Source organism: Terasakiella sp. 4MB5A (assembly GCF_050058155.1).
Taxonomy (GTDB): Bacteria; Pseudomonadota; Alphaproteobacteria; order Rhodospirillales; family Terasakiellaceae; genus Terasakiella; species Terasakiella halodenitrificans.
Map to the genome: position 1 here is coordinate 286,387 of NZ_CP188815.1, position 16,011 is coordinate 302,397.

General features: G+C 46.8%; 17 protein-coding genes. 8 read left to right on the forward strand and 9 right to left on the reverse strand.

All coding sequences use genetic code 11. The features are described from left to right. Window positions 1-43: 43 nt before the first annotated feature. The 5 genes from ACI0FF_RS01395 to ACI0FF_RS01415 all read right to left on the reverse strand — a co-directional run bounded on the left by ACI0FF_RS01395 (window position 44) and on the right by ACI0FF_RS01415 (window position 3,661). Window positions 44-988, reverse strand: a complete 945-nt coding sequence (locus ACI0FF_RS01395) for a hypothetical protein (protein WP_419798375.1) — start codon at window positions 986-988, stop codon at window positions 44-46. A 28-nt stretch (window positions 989-1,016) separates the two neighbouring features. Next, window positions 1,017-1,361 (reverse strand): type II toxin-antitoxin system PemK/MazF family toxin, encoded by a 345-nt coding sequence (locus tag ACI0FF_RS01400; RefSeq protein WP_419798376.1) that lies wholly within the window; start codon window positions 1,359-1,361, stop codon window positions 1,017-1,019. Further along, window positions 1,348-1,578 (reverse strand): AbrB/MazE/SpoVT family DNA-binding domain-containing protein, encoded by a 231-nt coding sequence (locus ACI0FF_RS01405; protein WP_419798377.1) that lies wholly within the window; start codon window positions 1,576-1,578, stop codon window positions 1,348-1,350. Before ACI0FF_RS01405 ends, ACI0FF_RS01400 begins: the two co-directional genes overlap by 14 nt. A gap of 105 nt (window positions 1,579-1,683) precedes the next feature. Next, window positions 1,684-2,526, reverse strand: a complete 843-nt coding sequence (fghA, locus tag ACI0FF_RS01410; protein ID WP_419798378.1) for an S-formylglutathione hydrolase — start codon at window positions 2,524-2,526, stop codon at window positions 1,684-1,686. Window positions 2,527-2,545: 19 nt separating this feature from the next. Then, window positions 2,546-3,661 carry an S-(hydroxymethyl)glutathione dehydrogenase/class III alcohol dehydrogenase gene (locus ACI0FF_RS01415; protein WP_426857865.1) on the reverse strand — a complete coding sequence of 372 codons (1,116 nt, stop codon included), beginning with the start codon at window positions 3,659-3,661 and terminating at the stop codon, window positions 2,546-2,548. 107 nt (window positions 3,662-3,768) lie between these two features. On the opposite strand from ACI0FF_RS01415, the gene ACI0FF_RS01420 reads away from it, so the two are divergent. Next, window positions 3,769-4,650, forward strand: coding sequence for a LysR substrate-binding domain-containing protein (locus tag ACI0FF_RS01420; protein ID WP_419798380.1), 882 nt, complete (start codon window positions 3,769-3,771; stop codon window positions 4,648-4,650). A gap of 68 nt (window positions 4,651-4,718) precedes the next feature. After that, window positions 4,719-5,516, forward strand: a complete 798-nt coding sequence (locus ACI0FF_RS01425; protein WP_419798381.1) for a M23 family metallopeptidase — start codon at window positions 4,719-4,721, stop codon at window positions 5,514-5,516. Here ACI0FF_RS01425 and ACI0FF_RS01430 read toward each other — a convergent pair. Then, window positions 5,491-6,198, reverse strand: coding sequence for a substrate-binding periplasmic protein (locus ACI0FF_RS01430; RefSeq protein WP_419798382.1), 708 nt, complete (start codon window positions 6,196-6,198; stop codon window positions 5,491-5,493). The genes ACI0FF_RS01425 and ACI0FF_RS01430 overlap by 26 nt on opposite strands. Before the next feature lie 228 nt (window positions 6,199-6,426). Here ACI0FF_RS01430 and purH point away from each other — a divergent pair, with 228 nt between their 5' ends. Continuing rightward, complete coding sequence (purH, locus tag ACI0FF_RS01435; protein ID WP_417819562.1) at window positions 6,427-7,998, forward strand: bifunctional phosphoribosylaminoimidazolecarboxamide formyltransferase/IMP cyclohydrolase; 1,572 nt, start codon at window positions 6,427-6,429, stop codon at window positions 7,996-7,998. Window positions 7,999-8,376: 378 nt separating this feature from the next. On the opposite strand, the gene ACI0FF_RS01440 is transcribed toward purH, so the two are convergent. After that, window positions 8,377-9,573 (reverse strand): tetratricopeptide repeat protein, encoded by a 1,197-nt coding sequence (locus ACI0FF_RS01440; protein ID WP_419798383.1) that lies wholly within the window; start codon window positions 9,571-9,573, stop codon window positions 8,377-8,379. Window positions 9,574-9,705: 132 nt separating this feature from the next. On the opposite strand from ACI0FF_RS01440, the gene ACI0FF_RS01445 reads away from it, so the two are divergent. After that, complete coding sequence (locus tag ACI0FF_RS01445; protein ID WP_417841598.1) at window positions 9,706-10,029, forward strand: heavy metal-binding domain-containing protein; 324 nt, start codon at window positions 9,706-9,708, stop codon at window positions 10,027-10,029. 51 nt (window positions 10,030-10,080) lie between these two features. Here ACI0FF_RS01445 and ACI0FF_RS01450 read toward each other — a convergent pair whose 3' ends face one another. Continuing rightward, window positions 10,081-11,304 (reverse strand): RsmB/NOP family class I SAM-dependent RNA methyltransferase, encoded by a 1,224-nt coding sequence (locus ACI0FF_RS01450; RefSeq protein WP_419798384.1) that lies wholly within the window; start codon window positions 11,302-11,304, stop codon window positions 10,081-10,083. 140 nt (window positions 11,305-11,444) lie between these two features. Here ACI0FF_RS01450 and ACI0FF_RS01455 point away from each other — a divergent pair, with 140 nt between their 5' ends. Then, the gene (locus tag ACI0FF_RS01455; RefSeq protein ID WP_419798385.1) at window positions 11,445-12,761 is read left to right on the forward strand and encodes a hypothetical protein; all 1,317 of its coding nucleotides are present in this window, start codon (window positions 11,445-11,447) and stop codon (window positions 12,759-12,761) included. Here the strand turns inward: ACI0FF_RS01455 and htpX are convergent. Further along, the gene (htpX, locus tag ACI0FF_RS01460) at window positions 12,742-13,662 is read right to left on the reverse strand and encodes a zinc metalloprotease HtpX (RefSeq protein WP_419798386.1); all 921 of its coding nucleotides are present in this window, start codon (window positions 13,660-13,662) and stop codon (window positions 12,742-12,744) included. The two genes, ACI0FF_RS01455 and htpX, sit on opposite strands and share 20 nt — an antisense overlap. An 84-nt stretch (window positions 13,663-13,746) precedes the next feature. Between htpX and ACI0FF_RS01465 the strand changes: the two genes are divergently transcribed. From ACI0FF_RS01465 to ACI0FF_RS01475, 3 genes are all read left to right on the forward strand, one after another. Continuing rightward, the gene (locus tag ACI0FF_RS01465) at window positions 13,747-13,956 is read left to right on the forward strand and encodes a DUF1674 domain-containing protein (RefSeq protein WP_419798387.1); all 210 of its coding nucleotides are present in this window, start codon (window positions 13,747-13,749) and stop codon (window positions 13,954-13,956) included. A 111-nt stretch (window positions 13,957-14,067) separates the two neighbouring features. Then, window positions 14,068-14,505 carry a thermonuclease family protein gene (locus ACI0FF_RS01470; protein WP_419798388.1) on the forward strand — a complete coding sequence of 146 codons (438 nt, stop codon included), beginning with the start codon at window positions 14,068-14,070 and terminating at the stop codon, window positions 14,503-14,505. Between the two features lie 65 nt (window positions 14,506-14,570). After that, a complete protein-coding gene (locus ACI0FF_RS01475; protein WP_419798389.1) occupies window positions 14,571-15,989 on the forward strand; it encodes a hypothetical protein in 1,419 nt (472 codons plus the stop codon). The last annotated feature ends 22 nt before the right edge of the window (window positions 15,990-16,011 follow it).

Below are 16,011 nucleotides of genomic sequence, written 5' to 3' on the forward strand. Positions count from 1 at the left end.
GATCAAAGTTTGAACTATCCGAACTCTCGTGTTGGTTAAAGCACTAGATTTTTGAGATAGTATAATCGCAATATGAACAAAAATTATGATTATCCCATGCAACATTTTCAGGAGTTAGCGAAGTAGAACATCGTATACATTCGCCAGAAAGAACGTAATCACACCAAAGACAGCCATACCCCAAAATATACGTACTTTTACCACATTCAGGGCAATCATATACTAACCCTTCATCCCCGTCTTTTACTGAGATGTAATCATCGATTCCATATTTTGCATCAATCATTATCTCTACAAATTGTTCAGCAGAAAATTCGAATGAACAGGAACGACATTTTGCCTTAACTTCTTGAAGAGATTTATTTTCGGGGGATTTTTGTTCAATTAAAGAAGAGCCGCATTCGGGACATTCAAGCTCTTGAAAGTTAGAGTTTTCTTCGAACCAACCAGCTTTAGCAAAAGACTGTTTACATTCTTCCATCTGTTTTTCATAAAAACTTCTTTCGGCGAGCATAATTTCCCAGCTATCAGAAAGCTCCACTGAAGGATCTTTTTCGAGAATACTGAAAAGCTCAGTAACCATTGGAAATGATCCTGCGATTGCTTCTTTGACCACCGAACTAGGTTCATCTAAATGATTGTGTTCTAGTTTGTTTCTTATTTTTTGTAATTTACTTATGTCTACTTGAGGCCAATCAATGTGGAATTGCTTGAAGCGTTGTTTTAACCCTTCAAAATCTATCGTTTTATGACCTTTCATAATATATTTGATTTTGCCAGCATCATCAATAACCGGGGTGAAATTTGCTCCTATTATTTCCATCGGATCTACATTAGGGATACGATTAATAAGGCATTGTTTGGCTAATAGTAACAATCCAGCATAGTAATTACGTGCTGCACTAATATAACGCCTTTTATCGCTTGATTGAAAATCTTCGAGACCCAATTGTATTGAAATAATTGCATTTTTATATAACTGATTCACGTTAATTTCCTTGTAACCAGTTCACGCCTTACTTAGAATCTAATGGCAATTTCCAGTGTTTGAACAACTTCTTAATAACACACGCCTTTGTTTTTTCATCCAAGTGACCAACAGCTTTTAAAGCACTGGTTTCGACGGTGGCGATCTTGGCGGTACGGATAATAGATGCGGCCTTTAGCCCCGTTTGATCGAGGTGTTCAATATGAACATCATCCTGCCATGCCTCGTTTTTTGCACTGGTGATCATAATCACCCAGACAAGACCTGTATTTTCCGGCTCCCCTACAATCAGGCAAGGGCGGCGTTTCAAAATGGGTCTTTCCACATATGGAAAGGGAGCGGCAACAATATCAAAAGGTTTAAAGGTCGCCATATGCGTCCTCGTCAGCCTGAGAAGACCATTCAGTGAAGGTGCCGAAAGGATCATCGCCTAATGCAGTAGAAACATGTTTGGGGCGCATAACAACGGCCCCGTCCATGAGTTCATATTCCAGTTCATCACCCGCTTGAATATGTAGATGTTGGCGTACGGCCAAGGGGATGACAGTTTGAGATTTTACCGAAACTTTTGATGTAATTTGTGAAGACATGAGAGCCTCATACAGTAAGACATTTGACTTACATACAAGGTAAGACGTTTGACTTACCCTGTCAATATACACGGCTCATGTAGAAATTAATCGTTAGGTGAGTGTTTATCCCCGATGTCCATTATGAAAACGCAAATGATCCTCGATGAAGCTCGCGATGAAATAGTAGCTGTGGTCATAGCCTTCGTGTTGGCGCAAGGTGAGGTCTGTGCCGTTTTCCTGTGCGGCCGCAGCTAAACGTTCCGGTTTGAGTTCTTTTTCCAGAAAGTCGTCACTCAGGCCTTGATCGACCAGAATGGCTTGTGAGGCTTTGCCCTTTTTCAGTAATTCGCACGCATCATAATCTTTCCAAATTTCGCGGTCATCGCCGAGATAATGTTGAAAAGCTTTTTGTCCCCACGGGGTCTGGGTTGGGTTGCAGATGGGGCTGAAGGCGGTGATGGAACTATAAAGATCCGGGTTTTTAAGCCCGATGGTCAAGGCCCCGTGCCCGCCCATAGAATGCCCGCTGATGAAGCGTTGTTTCGTAACCGGAAATGTCTTTTCAATCAAGGTGGGCAGCTCAGATACCACATAATCATACATGTGATAATGTGTGTTCCACGGGCTTTGTGTGGCATTCAGGTAAAACCCTGCCCCCAGACCAAAATCGTAAGACCTGTCCACGTCATCGGGGACATCGTCGCCGCGTGGGCTGGTGTCCGGGGCGACAATGGCAATGCCAAGTTCTGCCGCGATGCGATGGGCGCCTGCTTTTTGCATGAAATTTTCATCCGTACAAGTCAGGCCGGACAGCCAGTAAAGCACTGGAACGGGTGACTTTTCGCTGGCTTGTGGGGGTAGAAAGATCGCAAAGCGCATGTCACAGTTCAGGCTTTCGCTTGGGTGGCGATATTGCTTATGCCACCCGCCGAAGCTTTTGTTGGTCGACAGATTTTCCAAGGTCATGGCAGGGTTATCCTTTTATTTACTTATCAAAATGAATAACGCTACGGATACTTTTGCCTTCATGCATCAGATCAAAGGCCTCGTTGATGTCTTCCAGGTTCATGGTATGGGTGATGAAATCATCCAGTTTAAATTCACCGGCGAGATAACGTTCCACATAATCGGGCAGTTCCGAGCGTCCTTTCACCCCGCCAAAGGCGGTTCCGCGCCAGACACGCCCGGTGACAAGCTGAAATGGACGGGTGCTGATTTCCTGACCGGCCCCGGCCACCCCGATAATCACGGACTCGCCCCAGCCTTTATGGCAACATTCAAGGGCGGAGCGCATAACGTTGACATTGCCGATACATTCAAAGGAATAATCGACTCCGCCATCGGTCATATCCACAATTACATCTTGAATGGGTTTGTCGAATTTTTGCGGGTTGACGCAATCGGTCGCCCCCAGTTTTTTGGCAAGTTCAAATTTGCTTTCGTTAATATCAATACCGATGATGCGCGATGCTTTGGCCATTGCCGCGCCGATGATGGCAGACAAACCAATCCCGCCGAGGCCGAAGATTGCGACCGTGTCGCCTTCCTGTACTTTGGCGGTATTCATAACCGCGCCCATGCCGGTGGTGACGCCGCAACCCAGCAAACAAACTTCTTCCAACGGGGCCTTGGGGTTGACCTTTGCCAACGAAATTTCCGGCAGGACCGTATATTCGGAAAAAGTCGAGGTGCCCATATAGTGATAAATCGGTTTTCCATCTTTATAAAAACGGGTGGTTCCGTCCGGCATCAAGCCCTTGCCTTGTGTCTCGCGGATTTTCTGGCATAGGTTGGTTTTACCGGATTTACAGAACTTACATTCCCCACATTCCGGTGTGTAAAGCGGAATAACATGATCCCCAACAGCGACGCTGGTCACGCCTTCGCCAACCTGTTCAACGATACCGCCGCCTTCATGGCCTAAAATGGCGGGGAAAATACCTTCAGGGTCTTCGCCGGACAGGGTGAAGGCATCGGTATGACAAACCCCGGTTGCCACGATCTTTACAAGGACCTCGCCTGCCTTTGGGGGCATGACCTCAATCTCTTCGATAGAGAGGGGTTGTTTCGGACCCCAAGCAATGGCGGCTTTACACTTGATCATGGTATTGTCCTTTTCAAAGAATGAATGCGTTAAAAGGAGTATAATTGTTTCTGTTGAAATGATAATGTATGAAAATAACAAAACATTTTTACTAAATAGAAATAATGAAAGATTTTGACGGACTTCTCGAATTTATCCATGTGGCGGAAACAGGCAGTTTCACAAGTGCTGCCAAGCGTTTAAGCAGTTCTGTTGCCCATATCAGTCGTCAGGTCGGCGCATTGGAAGACCGCTTGGGCGTAAAGCTGTTTCATCGCACCACACGCAAGGTCTCCTTAAGCGAGGTTGGGCATTTGTATTTTCAACATTGTCGGCCCTTGCTGGATGGCTTGCGGGAGGCGGAACGCGCGGTTTTAAACCTGCAGGATAAACCCGTGGGCAAGTTGCGTTTTACCGCACCCGTGGCCTATGGGGAAAAGATACTGGCTCCGCTTATCGGAGATTTTATGGCCTTGCATGATGGCTTGCAGGTTGATTTGGAATTGACCAATCGACAACTGGACCTGATTGACGGTGGTTTTGATCTGGCGATCCGCCTGGGTAAACTTGAAGATTCATCTATGATTGCGAAAAAACTGGCGAGTCGCACCCTGCATATCTGTGCCGCCCCCGATTATTTGAACAGATATGGGGAACCGCATACTTTGTCAGAACTTGAAAATCACAACTGCCTGTTGGGGACGTTGGATTACTGGCGTTTAACGGTAGAAGGCAAAGCCCGTAATATCCGGGTAAGCGGCAATATGCGCTGTAATAACGGGCCGACATTGTTAAGCATGGCACTGGCCGGGCGCGGGATTGTCCAATTGCCGGAATATTATCTGGGGGATGTGTTAAAGCGTGGCGAGATCGTGACGATCCTGAAAAATTTTCAGCCCGAACGCGAAGGCATCTGGGCCATCTATCCACCGAACCGCCACCTGTCTTCCAAAGTGCGGGTTTTTATCGATTATTTGACAGAAAGACTGGCAAAACCTTTACCTTAAAGGCCTTTTTCATTGATTTACAGGTGGCTTAAGCAGACAATTAAACCCATTAGACGGGGAAAAAAGTCATGGTTTTACGCATATTCGTACTGTTCTTGGGTCTGTTGATTTTTGCAATGCCTGCTGAAGCCTATATGGGGCAAAAAAAGGGTAAATCTGGTAAAGGAAAAACCCGGGATGCACGTGCCCCTTATGAATATTTTGAAGAAAGAGGATTGTTTGCAACCGGGCTGCAAGCCGTTTTTCCCACAGGGGTAACATGTGAGGGCGTGGCTTCGCCTTATGGGTCGCAAACCCGATATGATGGTTCACGCCGTAATAATGATCATCACAATTATCACAATGGGTTGGATATTTCGTTAAAAATCGGGACTCCTTTGTTGGCAATGGCGGATGCGACAATTGTCCATGCCGGAACAGCAGGTCAACTTGTTGGTCATTATGTCTGGCTGCAATATGCGCCAAACGACACGGGCCTTCCTGATTATGTTTATATGCGTTATCAACATCTTGACCAACCAACAGACCGTCAAATCGGCAGCCGTGTTTCAAAAGGTCAAGTGGTTGGTTTGTCTGGACGGAGCGGAACGATGGGCGGGCATTTTGGCAAGGCCGGTTATCCTCACCTTCATATGAATATTTTAATCAGCCAAAGTGAACGATATAGTATCAAGGGACCGCAGCTTGGTCTAAAATCCATGCATTACTTTGATCCGCTCGGTCTGTTTGTGAGACCGGTTTTGGATCATTTGAATAATTCTTTATTAAAAGATTTGGTCAATAAACAAGTCAATATTGCGGTACAAGCGCCCCAAGGCATTGTACCGCCTGATGCACGTTTTATTTGGCCTGTCGCGTGCCGGTAATGTTTTGATCCAGTGAATCCATTATGGCCCTGGCATTTTTGGACCGCTTTGAAATCACGAAATAAGCGGAATATTGAGAGATCAAATCAATATGGAAGTCATCTGGTGACATTTGATTTTTTTCAATAGCGTTTTTTGTCGGCCGTTCATAATCCAGTAGATAATCCACATTGCCGTTTTGCAATTGCCGAATGGCATCTTGATGTTTAGCTGTTTCAAGGACGGTAATCTTATTTGCGGGGTCTTTTAAAAACCGAATTCGCCCGTCATAGGCATAACCCCGAATGATCAAAACACTTTTGCCCCGTAAATCGGACAGATCTGAAATATGGGGGCGGTCCTTTTTATGATAAGCGTTTAATGTAATGTGACCAACTGGGTGATTGCTGTAAAAAACATGGTCATTGATATTGATATGATGGGCGGAAATGGTCATATCTGTGCGCCCTAAAATAATATTTTGGGCAAGGCGCAGTGGCGGCAAGGCTTTGTAAACCGGTGTTAATCCAAGTTCTTTAAAACGTTGGTCTAAAAGATCTTTCCATATACCGCCGAGGGTTCCATCTTTGGCAATGGTAAAATAGGGTTCAAAAGAATAAATACCGACCGACAAAACTTGTTTGCTCTGCGCTGGCGTATGCCAAGCCAGAAGTAAGACAAGAATGATGAGAACCCGTTTCATGCAAAACTCCGAATGAGGGGTAGTTTGGACGGTAATGGTCTTTTCTTTTTATTGTTTTGTATTCTAACAGTTGAATTATGCAATTTCTATTATGCAGAAGTGTAATGATATAAATTCTGCCAAAGGTACGATATTTCGCATTGCACACTTAACAAGTGCCCCTACATCTGGTATGAGGTGCGCCATATATTCCAACCCATATTATTTTGTAGGAGCTTGGGTCGTATCATGGCTACTCCCATCCGTCGCGCATTGCTTTCCGTTTCCGATAAAACCGGCCTTGTTGAGTTCGCTCAGGCCTTGGCTGACAAAGGTGTTGAGCTGTTGTCCACGGGCGGCACGTTTAAAACATTGAAAGATGCCGGTATCCCGGTGATTGAGGTTTCGTCCCATACCGGTTTCCCGGAAATTATGGATGGTCGTGTTAAGACTCTGCACCCTAAAATCCACGGCGGTTTGCTGGCCCTGCGTGATAATGACGAACATGTCGCCGCGATGGCAGAACACGATATTGCCCCGATCGATTTGCTGGCGGTCAACCTGTATCCGTTCGAATCCACTGTGGCGGCGGGTGCGGATTTCGATACCTGTATTGAAAATATCGATATTGGCGGTCCGGCGATGATCCGCGCGGCAGCGAAAAACTGGCAAGGTGTTTGTACGGTTGTGGACGTTGAAGATTACGCGCTGGTTCTGGAAGAATTGAACGCAAACAACGGCACAACCGAAGAGTTCCGCAAAAAAATGTCGGCAACGGCCTATGCGCGAACAGGCGCTTATGATGCAGCCATTTCAAACTGGTATGCCAAACAGCTGGAAATCGATTACCCGAAACGAAAAGTGTTTGCCGGGGAATTGAAACAAACCATGCGTTATGGTGAGAACTCCCACCAGTCTGCGGCCTTTTATGTCACAGGCGAAAATCGCCCCGGCGTGGCAACGGCAGAACAGTTGAACGGCAAAGAACTGTCTTATAACAACGTCAACGATACGGACGCCGCTTTTGAGCTGGTGTCTGAATTTAAAGACGATACGGCCTGTGTGATTGTTAAACATGCCAACCCTTGTGGTGTGGCAGTGGGCGATAACCTGAAAGACGCTTACCTGCGTGCCTATTCCTGTGATACCGAAAGTGCTTTTGGCGGGATCGTGGCCTTTAACAAAACATTGGACGGTGCAACGGCAGAAGAATTGTCTAAAATCTTCCTTGAGGTGGTGATTGCCCCGCAAATTGACGAAGACGCGCTGGCGATTCTGTCTGGTAAGAAAAATGTTCGTGTTTTGCAAACTGGTGGCATGCCCAATGCAGGCGATACGGCTGATATGGTCAAAACCATGTCTGGTGGTTTGCTGGTTCAATCCAAAGACAACCAGATTTTCTCAGACGACTTCAAGGTTGTGACCGAACGTCAACCGACAGAAGCGGAAATGAAAGACCTGCGCTTTGCTTTCACCGTTTGTAAGCATGTGAAATCAAACGCGATTATTTATTGCAAAAATAATATGACCGTTGGTGTTGGTGCCGGTCAAATGAGCCGGGTAAATTCTTGCCGTATCGCAGCTTTCCGTGCAGAACAAGCGGCGAAAACCGCAGGGGATTCTGAAAGCTGGGCAAAAGGGTCTGTTGTGGCCTCTGATGCGTTCTTCCCGTTTGCGGACGGTTTGATCGAAGCGGCTGAAGCGGGCGCTACAGCCGTGATCCAGCCGGGTGGGTCCATCCGGGATGAAGAAGTCATTGCCGCCGCCAATGAACGCGGCCTCGCCATGGTCTTCACCGGTATGCGCCACTTCCGCCACTAAGGCGAAGAAGCGCGTTAATCCAAAGTTAAAAAAGAGTCTGCTCAATCATGGCAGGCTCTTTTTTTTGTTGGCAATGGATGAAAAAAACTTCCGTTGTGACGCTATCGTTTTGCATTTTCCATTTTTCTCTCCCGCCTCCCGATATACCGTCTGCCTTCCCCTGTTGCGTTTCCCGTTATCTCAGGCATATGCCCCCTCTTTGTTATTCGGCGCATACTGACCTCCTTGTTACCTCGCCTACCGTCCTCCGTCATCCGTCATCCCGCACTTGATGCGGGATCCAGCCAAATCAAAGGCTGCGTGCCTTATATCCGGGGCAGACTGGATCCCCGATCAAAGTCGGGGATGACGAAAAAGGCGGGGTTTTTCCCCACTTCCTTACTGTGCCGCTACCTTTTCTGCCGCCAATTGTTCTTGGGTGTCTTTAATCATCCAATGGTCCACGGGATTTAAAATTCCCCGCTTTTCCATTGCTAGTACCTGATCCACCGCCTGTTGCCAACTCACCCCACTGCCCGGTGTGCTGGCAAGCTTGGCATAACTTACCAAGAGATCACGCTGCCATTCGGCATTTTCCGGATCGTGCTTTGCAAGGTTTTGCCGAATCTCCAAGGATTTTTGATAGTGGCTCAGGGCGTCATCGGCCTTTCCTTTGTCGCGTAAGACATCTGCGATTTTATTATAAGAAACGGAAAGATCGCGTTGCCACTCGGTATTTTCAGGGTCACGGTTGGCACGCGCTAACATATAGTGGTGGACGGTTAGTAAATTGCTGTGTGCGTCTTCTCGATCACCGACGAGAATTGAAAGTTTACTTTTTTCATCCAGCAAAACAAAATAATCACGCTCTTTCGCATCAATAACGGTCAGGCCTTGTTCAACGATTGCCAAGGCATCCTCTCGTTGAGCGCTGTTGATATAAAGGCGCGCAAGATAGATATAGTCCCATGCTTGGGCATGTGGGGTCAGTTCCATCACTTTTTCAAACGCAGCGAGGGCGCGTTTTCGGTCCACGCCATAGGCTAATTCCCCAATGTGCCGCCATTGATTGATGGCTTCGTGTTGGGCGGTTTCTGCATTTTCGCTGGCTTTTTGGGCTTGTGTTGCCAAAAGATCAAGACCGCCGTCGATATTACCCTCGGCAATTAACGACAGGGCCTTTCGCTGCTGATCATCTTTGGCGTGAACAACCAGTTCTTTGACGGCTTGATCACGTTTTTCATCGGCTTCATCTTCAATCAAGATCCCTTGCTGGACAGCGCGTTCGACCAGACTATCATCAATACGTTTTTCGATTTCTTCCTGAATTTTGCGCAGGCGTTCAAAACGGGGGTCTGATGGGTCTTGAATATTTTCAAGCTGCTTTTTTAAATCGTCATATAAAACGTAGAGTTCAGAAACGGCTTGGTCTTTGATGTCCTTTTTTTCGAAAACTTTGAACAGCCGAACAATACCCCAAGCGGCAATGCCAAAAAGTATAGCCAAAATTGCCAGAAGACTATCAAAGGCCCCTAAAATATCAGAGTAATTTTTGATTGTCGTGATCACTTCATTCCATAGACTTTGCTCTGCCATTTACCCTGCCCCTTATGAGTTGGGTTGATCTTACAAAACATGACATAAGGTTGCAAAATCTTTCTCCTTCCCTCTCGTCGTGATCCTGCTATTCTGTTGGGAATTGTTTTTTTGATTTAAGGGATTAAAGATATGATCGTAACGACAACCGATAGCATTGAAGGAAAATCTGTAACGCAATATTGCGGGATCGTTTCCGGGGAAGCCATTTTGGGGGCGAACCTGTTTAAGGATTTCTTTGCTGGGATCCGCGATGTTGTGGGCGGTCGGTCCGGTGCCTATGAAAAAGAATTTCGCAAAGCCAAAGAAGCGGCCTTGGCTGATATGATGGAAGACGCGCAAAGTCTGGGGGCCGATGCGGTTGTTGCGGTTGATCTGGATTACGAAGTTATCGGTGGCGATCAAAAAACCATGTTGATGGTGTCTGCCAACGGCACAGCGGTAAAGCTGGGCTAAGTGATATAATTTATAAAGAGAAATCCCGGCTTAAGGCCGGGATGTTTCTTTTCAGGATGTTCGTTTGACCGCAGCGGCGAAGAAACCATCCCCACCTGCACCGGGCAGGTTGCGATAGACATCCCCGACTTGTTCGAAATTGGCATGGCCTTTCAAGAAAGCCTTTAACATCAGCTCGCCTTCTTCGGGTTGCAGGGAACAGGTGCAATAAACGATAGTACCGCCGACTTTTACCCAACGGCTTGCCCGGTGCCAAAGGGTGCCCTGAATATCGGCCATCGCCCGGATATCGTCTGATTTTTTCGTCCATAACCCATCGGGGTGGCGGCGCAAGGTACCGGTTGCGGTACAGGGCGCATCCAGCAAGATCGCGTCAAATTCACTGTCCGGTTGCCATTCCATCAGGTCTTTGGTCAAAATGTCCGCCTTCAGATGGGTACGGGCCAGATTTTCTTCCAATTTTTTCAAACGGTTGGTTGACTTATCTACAGCGGTTACATTTGCGCCAAGGGCGGCAAGTTGCATGGTTTTACCACCGGGGGCCGCGCAAAGATCCAGCACGGTCTTGCCTTTGACATCGCCCAACAGGGTGACGGGATGGGTGGCAGCCGCATCCTGCACCCACCATGACCCATTGCCATAACCGTCCAGTTCCTCAATCCGCCCGCCGATGGGCAGACGGATGCTGCCGTTGGGCAGAATTTCCCCGTTCAAACGCTTGGCCCAAATGGCGGCTTCGTCGTTATATTTTGGGGTAATGTCTAGCGGGGGTTCTTTGAGATGTGCCAGTGCAATGGCTTGGGCGGCTTCTTCGCCATAGGCGTTTTTCCAGCTTTCGATCAGCCAGATGGGAATATTCTTTTCTGCGATAAAGGTCGGGGCGAATTCTTTTTCAGCTTGTTCACGTTCAATCCGGCGCAAGACGGCATTGACCAGTTTTTTATACTGCATGAAATTAACGCGCCCGGTCAGAATCTGCGCCTCTGATAACACCGCATGGGGGGGGACGTGCATAAAATAAAGCTGAGCCACGCCAAGACGCATGACATTCAAGACATCACGGGCCGCCCCTTTGGGTCGTTTTTCCAGACATTCATCAATCAGATGATCAATAAAACCCTTATGACGCATGGTGGTGGTCAACAGCGCGCGGGAAAAAGACTTGGCTTTCGGTGTCAGTTTATCCAGATGGGGATGCGAATTAAAAGCCTCGTCCATCGGGCGTTTTTTACCCAACACCTGACAGAGTACATCATAGGCAATTCTGCGTGGCATAACGATCATCCCTTTATTTATCTGAATGGCGGACTCTTAGTTTAAAAAGACAGAAGGGACAAGCATATAAAACCGTTCACACCCTTTCATAGAAAATGCTAAATAGATTAATGTCATATGTTGAGTCAGGGAAGTGTTTGATGCCTGTTATCCGTTTCTTATCGTTGTTTGTTGTTTTTATTATGCTTTCCGGCTGTGCGACAAATAATAACCTGCCGTCTGATTGTCAGGGGGCACGGGCCTATACCGAAGAATGTGAAAACCTTGTGCGAATGGCGGTTTATGGGAAAAAAGCGGCCCAATTTGCCGATCAGAAACAATATGAGGCAGCGATTGACTATTATAAAAAAGCTGCACAGTTGGCTTTGGCGTTCAAACCGGAACTCTATATGGAATATAAGCTTAATCAGGCGCTTTATATTCGTGAAAAAAGCAAGGATACAAACGTTGTTCATGGGTTGAAAAATGCTTTATCCGTATTGCAACAGGTGGTTCCACATCTGGAAAAAATTAAAAATGCCAAAATGCGGGCGCATTTCTATAACCAGTTGGGCACAACACTCAGTGACTTAAGTGATGTTGAAGATGATATCAAATGGGCACAAGGCGCGACCAGTGCGTTTAAGGCGGCCCTTGATCAAATTGACCAAGCCGTGGATGCACAATTATGGGCGAACCTCCATCACAGTTTGGGGGTTTCTTATTCGACTTTATATTATCTGGATCGTGATATTGCCAATTTAACATTGGCAAAAATGGCTTTTCAAGAAGCGTCTCAGGCCTATTCGCAAGATAAAAATCTGGAACGCTGGGCCATGTCGATCAATGCGATTGCGGATATTGAAGCCATGCAGGCCATTGAAAATATGACGGAAAAACAGGTTGAAAAGGCAACGGATGCTTATTTACTGGTGATGGAGCGTCTGAAAGGTACAAATTTATATTATACGCAGGCAACGTCTTTGCATAATTTAGGTATTTTGGTTCAGGAAGTTGGAAAAGCGCAAAAAAATATAAGGTTTTTGGATCAATCCATTGGATATTTTGATAAATCAATGGATTTTTATAATAAGTCACGTGATTTAATGCCGTGGATTTCTGCGCAATCCCATCAGGCCCGCTCGATGAAACTCAAGGCGCAATTGACAGGTAAAAAGGCTGATTTTGAAGAAGCGGTTTCTCTGTATCGCAATGCAATTGAGACACTGCCAAAAGATAAAGCACCGATAATCTGGGCGAAATTACATCGTCAGTTAGGGTATGTTTATTCCAGTTATGGGGAGCAACTGTCTGACCCGAATGGATTTGAATATGCGATTGGTTTGTATGAAACGGCCTTGGCCGTCTATCAACGTGCGGATAATAAAACCGAAGAAGACAGGTTGCTGCGTTTAATTGAGCGCAGCAAACTGTCTATGTTGGAGTTAAGGGCCGCGTCTACCCCCAAGGACCCTTGATGTTATCATTTGTGTTTGTCTCAGGTATGCGAGAACGGCTGGTACGAGGTGTTGGTTGGGTTTGTGCCATTTTTTTAAGGGCAGAAATACGGTTTTCCATATTGGGGTGGGTGGAAAATAAACTATCGGTTTTGCGTCCGTGTAACGGGTTGACAATAAACATATGGGCGGTTGCCGGATTGTTTTCAGCCGCATGGTTATCAATGAGAGAGGCCCCTTGATGCAATTTATTCAAGGCACTGGCCAGCCACATGGGTTGCCCGCAAATCTCAGCCCCGATGCGGTCGGCTTCATATTCACGGGTTCTGGAAATCAGCATTTGCACCAGCATGGCGGCCATTGGGGCGAGGATCATGATTAAAATTCCACCGATGGGGCCAAGTGGATTATTGCGGTTGTCGCTGGATCCACCAAAGAAAAAGGCGAAATTTGCCAACATGGAAATCGCACCGGCGATTGTGGCGGTGATGGTCATGATCAAGGTATCGCGGTTTCTAACATGTGCGAGTTCATGCGCCATGACGCCCGCAATTTCTTCAGGTGAGAGCATGTTAAGCAAGCCGGTTGTTGCGGCAACAGCGGCATTTTCAGGATTACGCCCGGTGGCAAAGGCGTTGGGTTGCGGATTTTCCATGATATAGACCTTGGGCATGGGTAAGTCGGCCCGTTTGGCAAGGTCTGCGACCATTTTATAAAATTCAGGCGCGCTTTGGGCATCAACGGGGCGGGCGCCATACATGCGCAAAACGATTTTATCGGAATTCCAGTAGGAAATGGCATTCATGCCCAAGGCAATGACAAAGGCAATGACCATACCGCTTTCGCCACCGATCATATATCCGATCGCGAGGAACAAACCGGTCATGCCAGCCAGTAATAAGGCGGTGCGTGCGTAGCTCATAAGCTCAAATCCATTGCAAAATTGCTGAACACTGAGTATTTAGGGAGAAAGAACTTAAATCCGCAAGCCCTTTGAGGTTCCGACATGTCGAAATTATCCGAAAATAAGCCGAAGTTTACAGCAACCGACGTTGTACGCAATGAAGATGGTCGTCCCATTGCCCCGCAACCGGCCCGTAAATTTGAAACAATGGCGGATCAGGAAGATAAACCAGCGGAAGTCGGTGGACGTGAAGGCCCTGACCCGACTCGTTTTGGGGATTGGGAAAAAGGCGGACGCTGCGTCGATTTTTAAGGGTACCTTGTAGCCTGTCTTAGATTAGATCAAATACACTTATTGGTGTGTAGATAAAATTATACTCGTTATGATATATTTCTGTTGTCGTCAGGATTGCAGGAATGATCAATGCGGTCGGTTTTCTTTTATATCATGTTTTTAGGTGTGATCGTGTTTGCACAGGGGGTGTGGGCTAAAGATTTGTTGCCTGGTCCGATCCGTGCCGAGGTTTTGCGCGTGATTGATGGCGATACATTGGATGTCAGTGCGCAAATTTGGCTCGGACAGTATATTCAAACCCGTGTGCGGTTATCCCAAATTGATACGCCGGAATTGCGCGGGCGGTGCGCGGCAGAAATTGATCGGGCACAACAGGCAAAAAAGGTGCTGGCAGATATTGTCAAATCCCGTAAAATCTGGTTGAAAAATATCCATTATGGCAAGTATGCAGGCCGAATTTTAGCGCAATTGGAAACAGATCAAGGGGTGGATCCAGTCGCGTTCCTGATTGAAAAGGGGCTGGCACGGCCTTATGATGGTAAAAAACGCAGCTCGTGGTGTCCGTGATTTTTATTCCATCTTAACAGTCTTTGCGCTATCCCTAGTGCTGAAGGTGAAGCACGGATACGTTAATGGTTTCGATTTTCAACCAATTTGTCGACTGGTTTTTAAAGCGTGAAGAAGGCACTGGCGAAGATGGTCAGGGTCCGTTGGCGCTTATGCAAGATATCGGTGACGTTCACGTGTTGATCGCAGAACCTGAAGGAAAATTTGCCAGTGATGAAGCCAAAGAAGCTTTGCTTCAGGGCATTGTTATTCCGTTAAATGAACGTGCTGGGTTATCTGCACGTCGCACAGCCGATGTCTTTAAACGAACCAATAAAGGAACACTGGAAAACCAGTTTGAAGATGTGCTTCGGGATGGGCGTGCGTTATTGCAAAAAGAAGGGGCCGACCTGTTAATATGGGGCAAGGTAGAGCCTGAATTGCAGTCTGTGCGGTGGTATTTTTTAAGTGCCGTTGTTGGACATGCTAATTTGGGTATGCCCGGTTTTGCCGAAAATCTGTTGGTGCCGTTTGAACCGGATATGGGATCACTGGATGTTTTGTACGCGGCCATTTTTGCAGCGTGTGTGCCATCTCATCCCAGTCAGGCGTTGAAGATCGGTGAACATTTATTGAATGCGGTTGATCCGTTGACCAAATTGCCTGCCGGATTAAGCCCGCGTAAAACCAGTCAACCGGTGAAGGTTTCCACAATGGGCATGTGTGCGGTTGTTTTGGCTAATATTGCGCGTCGCGCCAAGGAACTTGGCTGGTTCGACCCGGCCTTGAAAGCATTTAAGACTTGGGAAGACTTGGTTGAAAAAGAGAAAACACCGCAGGAATGGGCCTTGGTCAATAATCATTATGGTTGGTTGTTTGAAGAAATGGCTGCTCATAAAGAAGACAAACAGGCCGCTGAACATATTGAACAGGCCATTCGTTATTTTGAAGGCGTGTGCACTGTTTTTACGCCTAAATCCTATCCTTTGGAGTGGGCGGCGGTTCAGATGCGTATCGCCGGTATGTGCGCGCGCATGGGCCGTAGCCTGAGCGAGCCGGATTATCTGCAAAAAGCCGCACGTTATTATAAAAGATCTTTAGATGTTTATAGTCAGAAACGATATCCGCTGAATTGGGCAGACACCATGTCGCACATGGCGAAAGCCTTGATGTTGCATGGACAAATGGTGAAAGGTGCGCAATCACTGGAACAAGCCGGTGTGTCCTTTCAGGCGGTGTTAAAAGTCTATACACCGGAAAAATACCCGGCCCAATGGGCAAATACGCAAAATAATCTGGGGGCAACTTTATTTGCCTTAGCCAAACGTGATCCGTCAACGGTTGCCTGGATTGAACATGCTTTGATGTGTTTTAACGAAGCACGTGCCTATTATGCGGAAAATGGTAAAGTGCAATTGGCGCATGTGATTGATAAGAATATTTTGCGGGCGCAAAGCCTGAAAGAACAGATTGAAGAAAATATTGAAAATGATTTGTTAAATTAGGCCGGAAAAACGCTGAATTCGT

Bases quoted from the DNA above. Each gene is read 5' to 3' on its own strand.
- ACI0FF_RS01400 (WP_419798376.1), bottom strand. From the start codon at position 1,361: ATGGCGACCTTTAAACCTTTTGATATTGTTGCCGCTCCCTTTCCATAT.
- ACI0FF_RS01405 (WP_419798377.1), bottom strand. From the start codon at position 1,578: ATGTCTTCACAAATTACATCAAAAGTTTCGGTAAAATCTCAAACTGTC.
- fghA (WP_419798378.1), bottom strand. From the start codon at position 2,526: ATGACCTTGGAAAATCTGTCGACCAACAAAAGCTTCGGCGGGTGGCAT.
- ACI0FF_RS01420 (WP_419798380.1), top strand. From the start codon at position 3,769: ATGAAAGATTTTGACGGACTTCTCGAATTTATCCATGTGGCGGAAACA.
- ACI0FF_RS01425 (WP_419798381.1), top strand. From the start codon at position 4,719: ATGGTTTTACGCATATTCGTACTGTTCTTGGGTCTGTTGATTTTTGCA.
- ACI0FF_RS01430 (WP_419798382.1), bottom strand. From the start codon at position 6,198: ATGAAACGGGTTCTCATCATTCTTGTCTTACTTCTGGCTTGGCATACG.
- purH (WP_417819562.1), top strand. From the start codon at position 6,427: ATGGCTACTCCCATCCGTCGCGCATTGCTTTCCGTTTCCGATAAAACC.
- ACI0FF_RS01440 (WP_419798383.1), bottom strand. From the start codon at position 9,573: ATGGCAGAGCAAAGTCTATGGAATGAAGTGATCACGACAATCAAAAAT.
- ACI0FF_RS01445 (WP_417841598.1), top strand. From the start codon at position 9,706: ATGATCGTAACGACAACCGATAGCATTGAAGGAAAATCTGTAACGCAA.
- ACI0FF_RS01450 (WP_419798384.1), bottom strand. From the start codon at position 11,304: ATGCCACGCAGAATTGCCTATGATGTACTCTGTCAGGTGTTGGGTAAA.
- ACI0FF_RS01455 (WP_419798385.1), top strand. From the start codon at position 11,445: ATGCCTGTTATCCGTTTCTTATCGTTGTTTGTTGTTTTTATTATGCTT.
- htpX (WP_419798386.1), bottom strand. From the start codon at position 13,662: ATGAGCTACGCACGCACCGCCTTATTACTGGCTGGCATGACCGGTTTG.
- ACI0FF_RS01465 (WP_419798387.1), top strand. From the start codon at position 13,747: ATGTCGAAATTATCCGAAAATAAGCCGAAGTTTACAGCAACCGACGTT.
- ACI0FF_RS01470 (WP_419798388.1), top strand. From the start codon at position 14,068: ATGCGGTCGGTTTTCTTTTATATCATGTTTTTAGGTGTGATCGTGTTT.
- ACI0FF_RS01475 (WP_419798389.1), top strand. From the start codon at position 14,571: ATGGTTTCGATTTTCAACCAATTTGTCGACTGGTTTTTAAAGCGTGAA.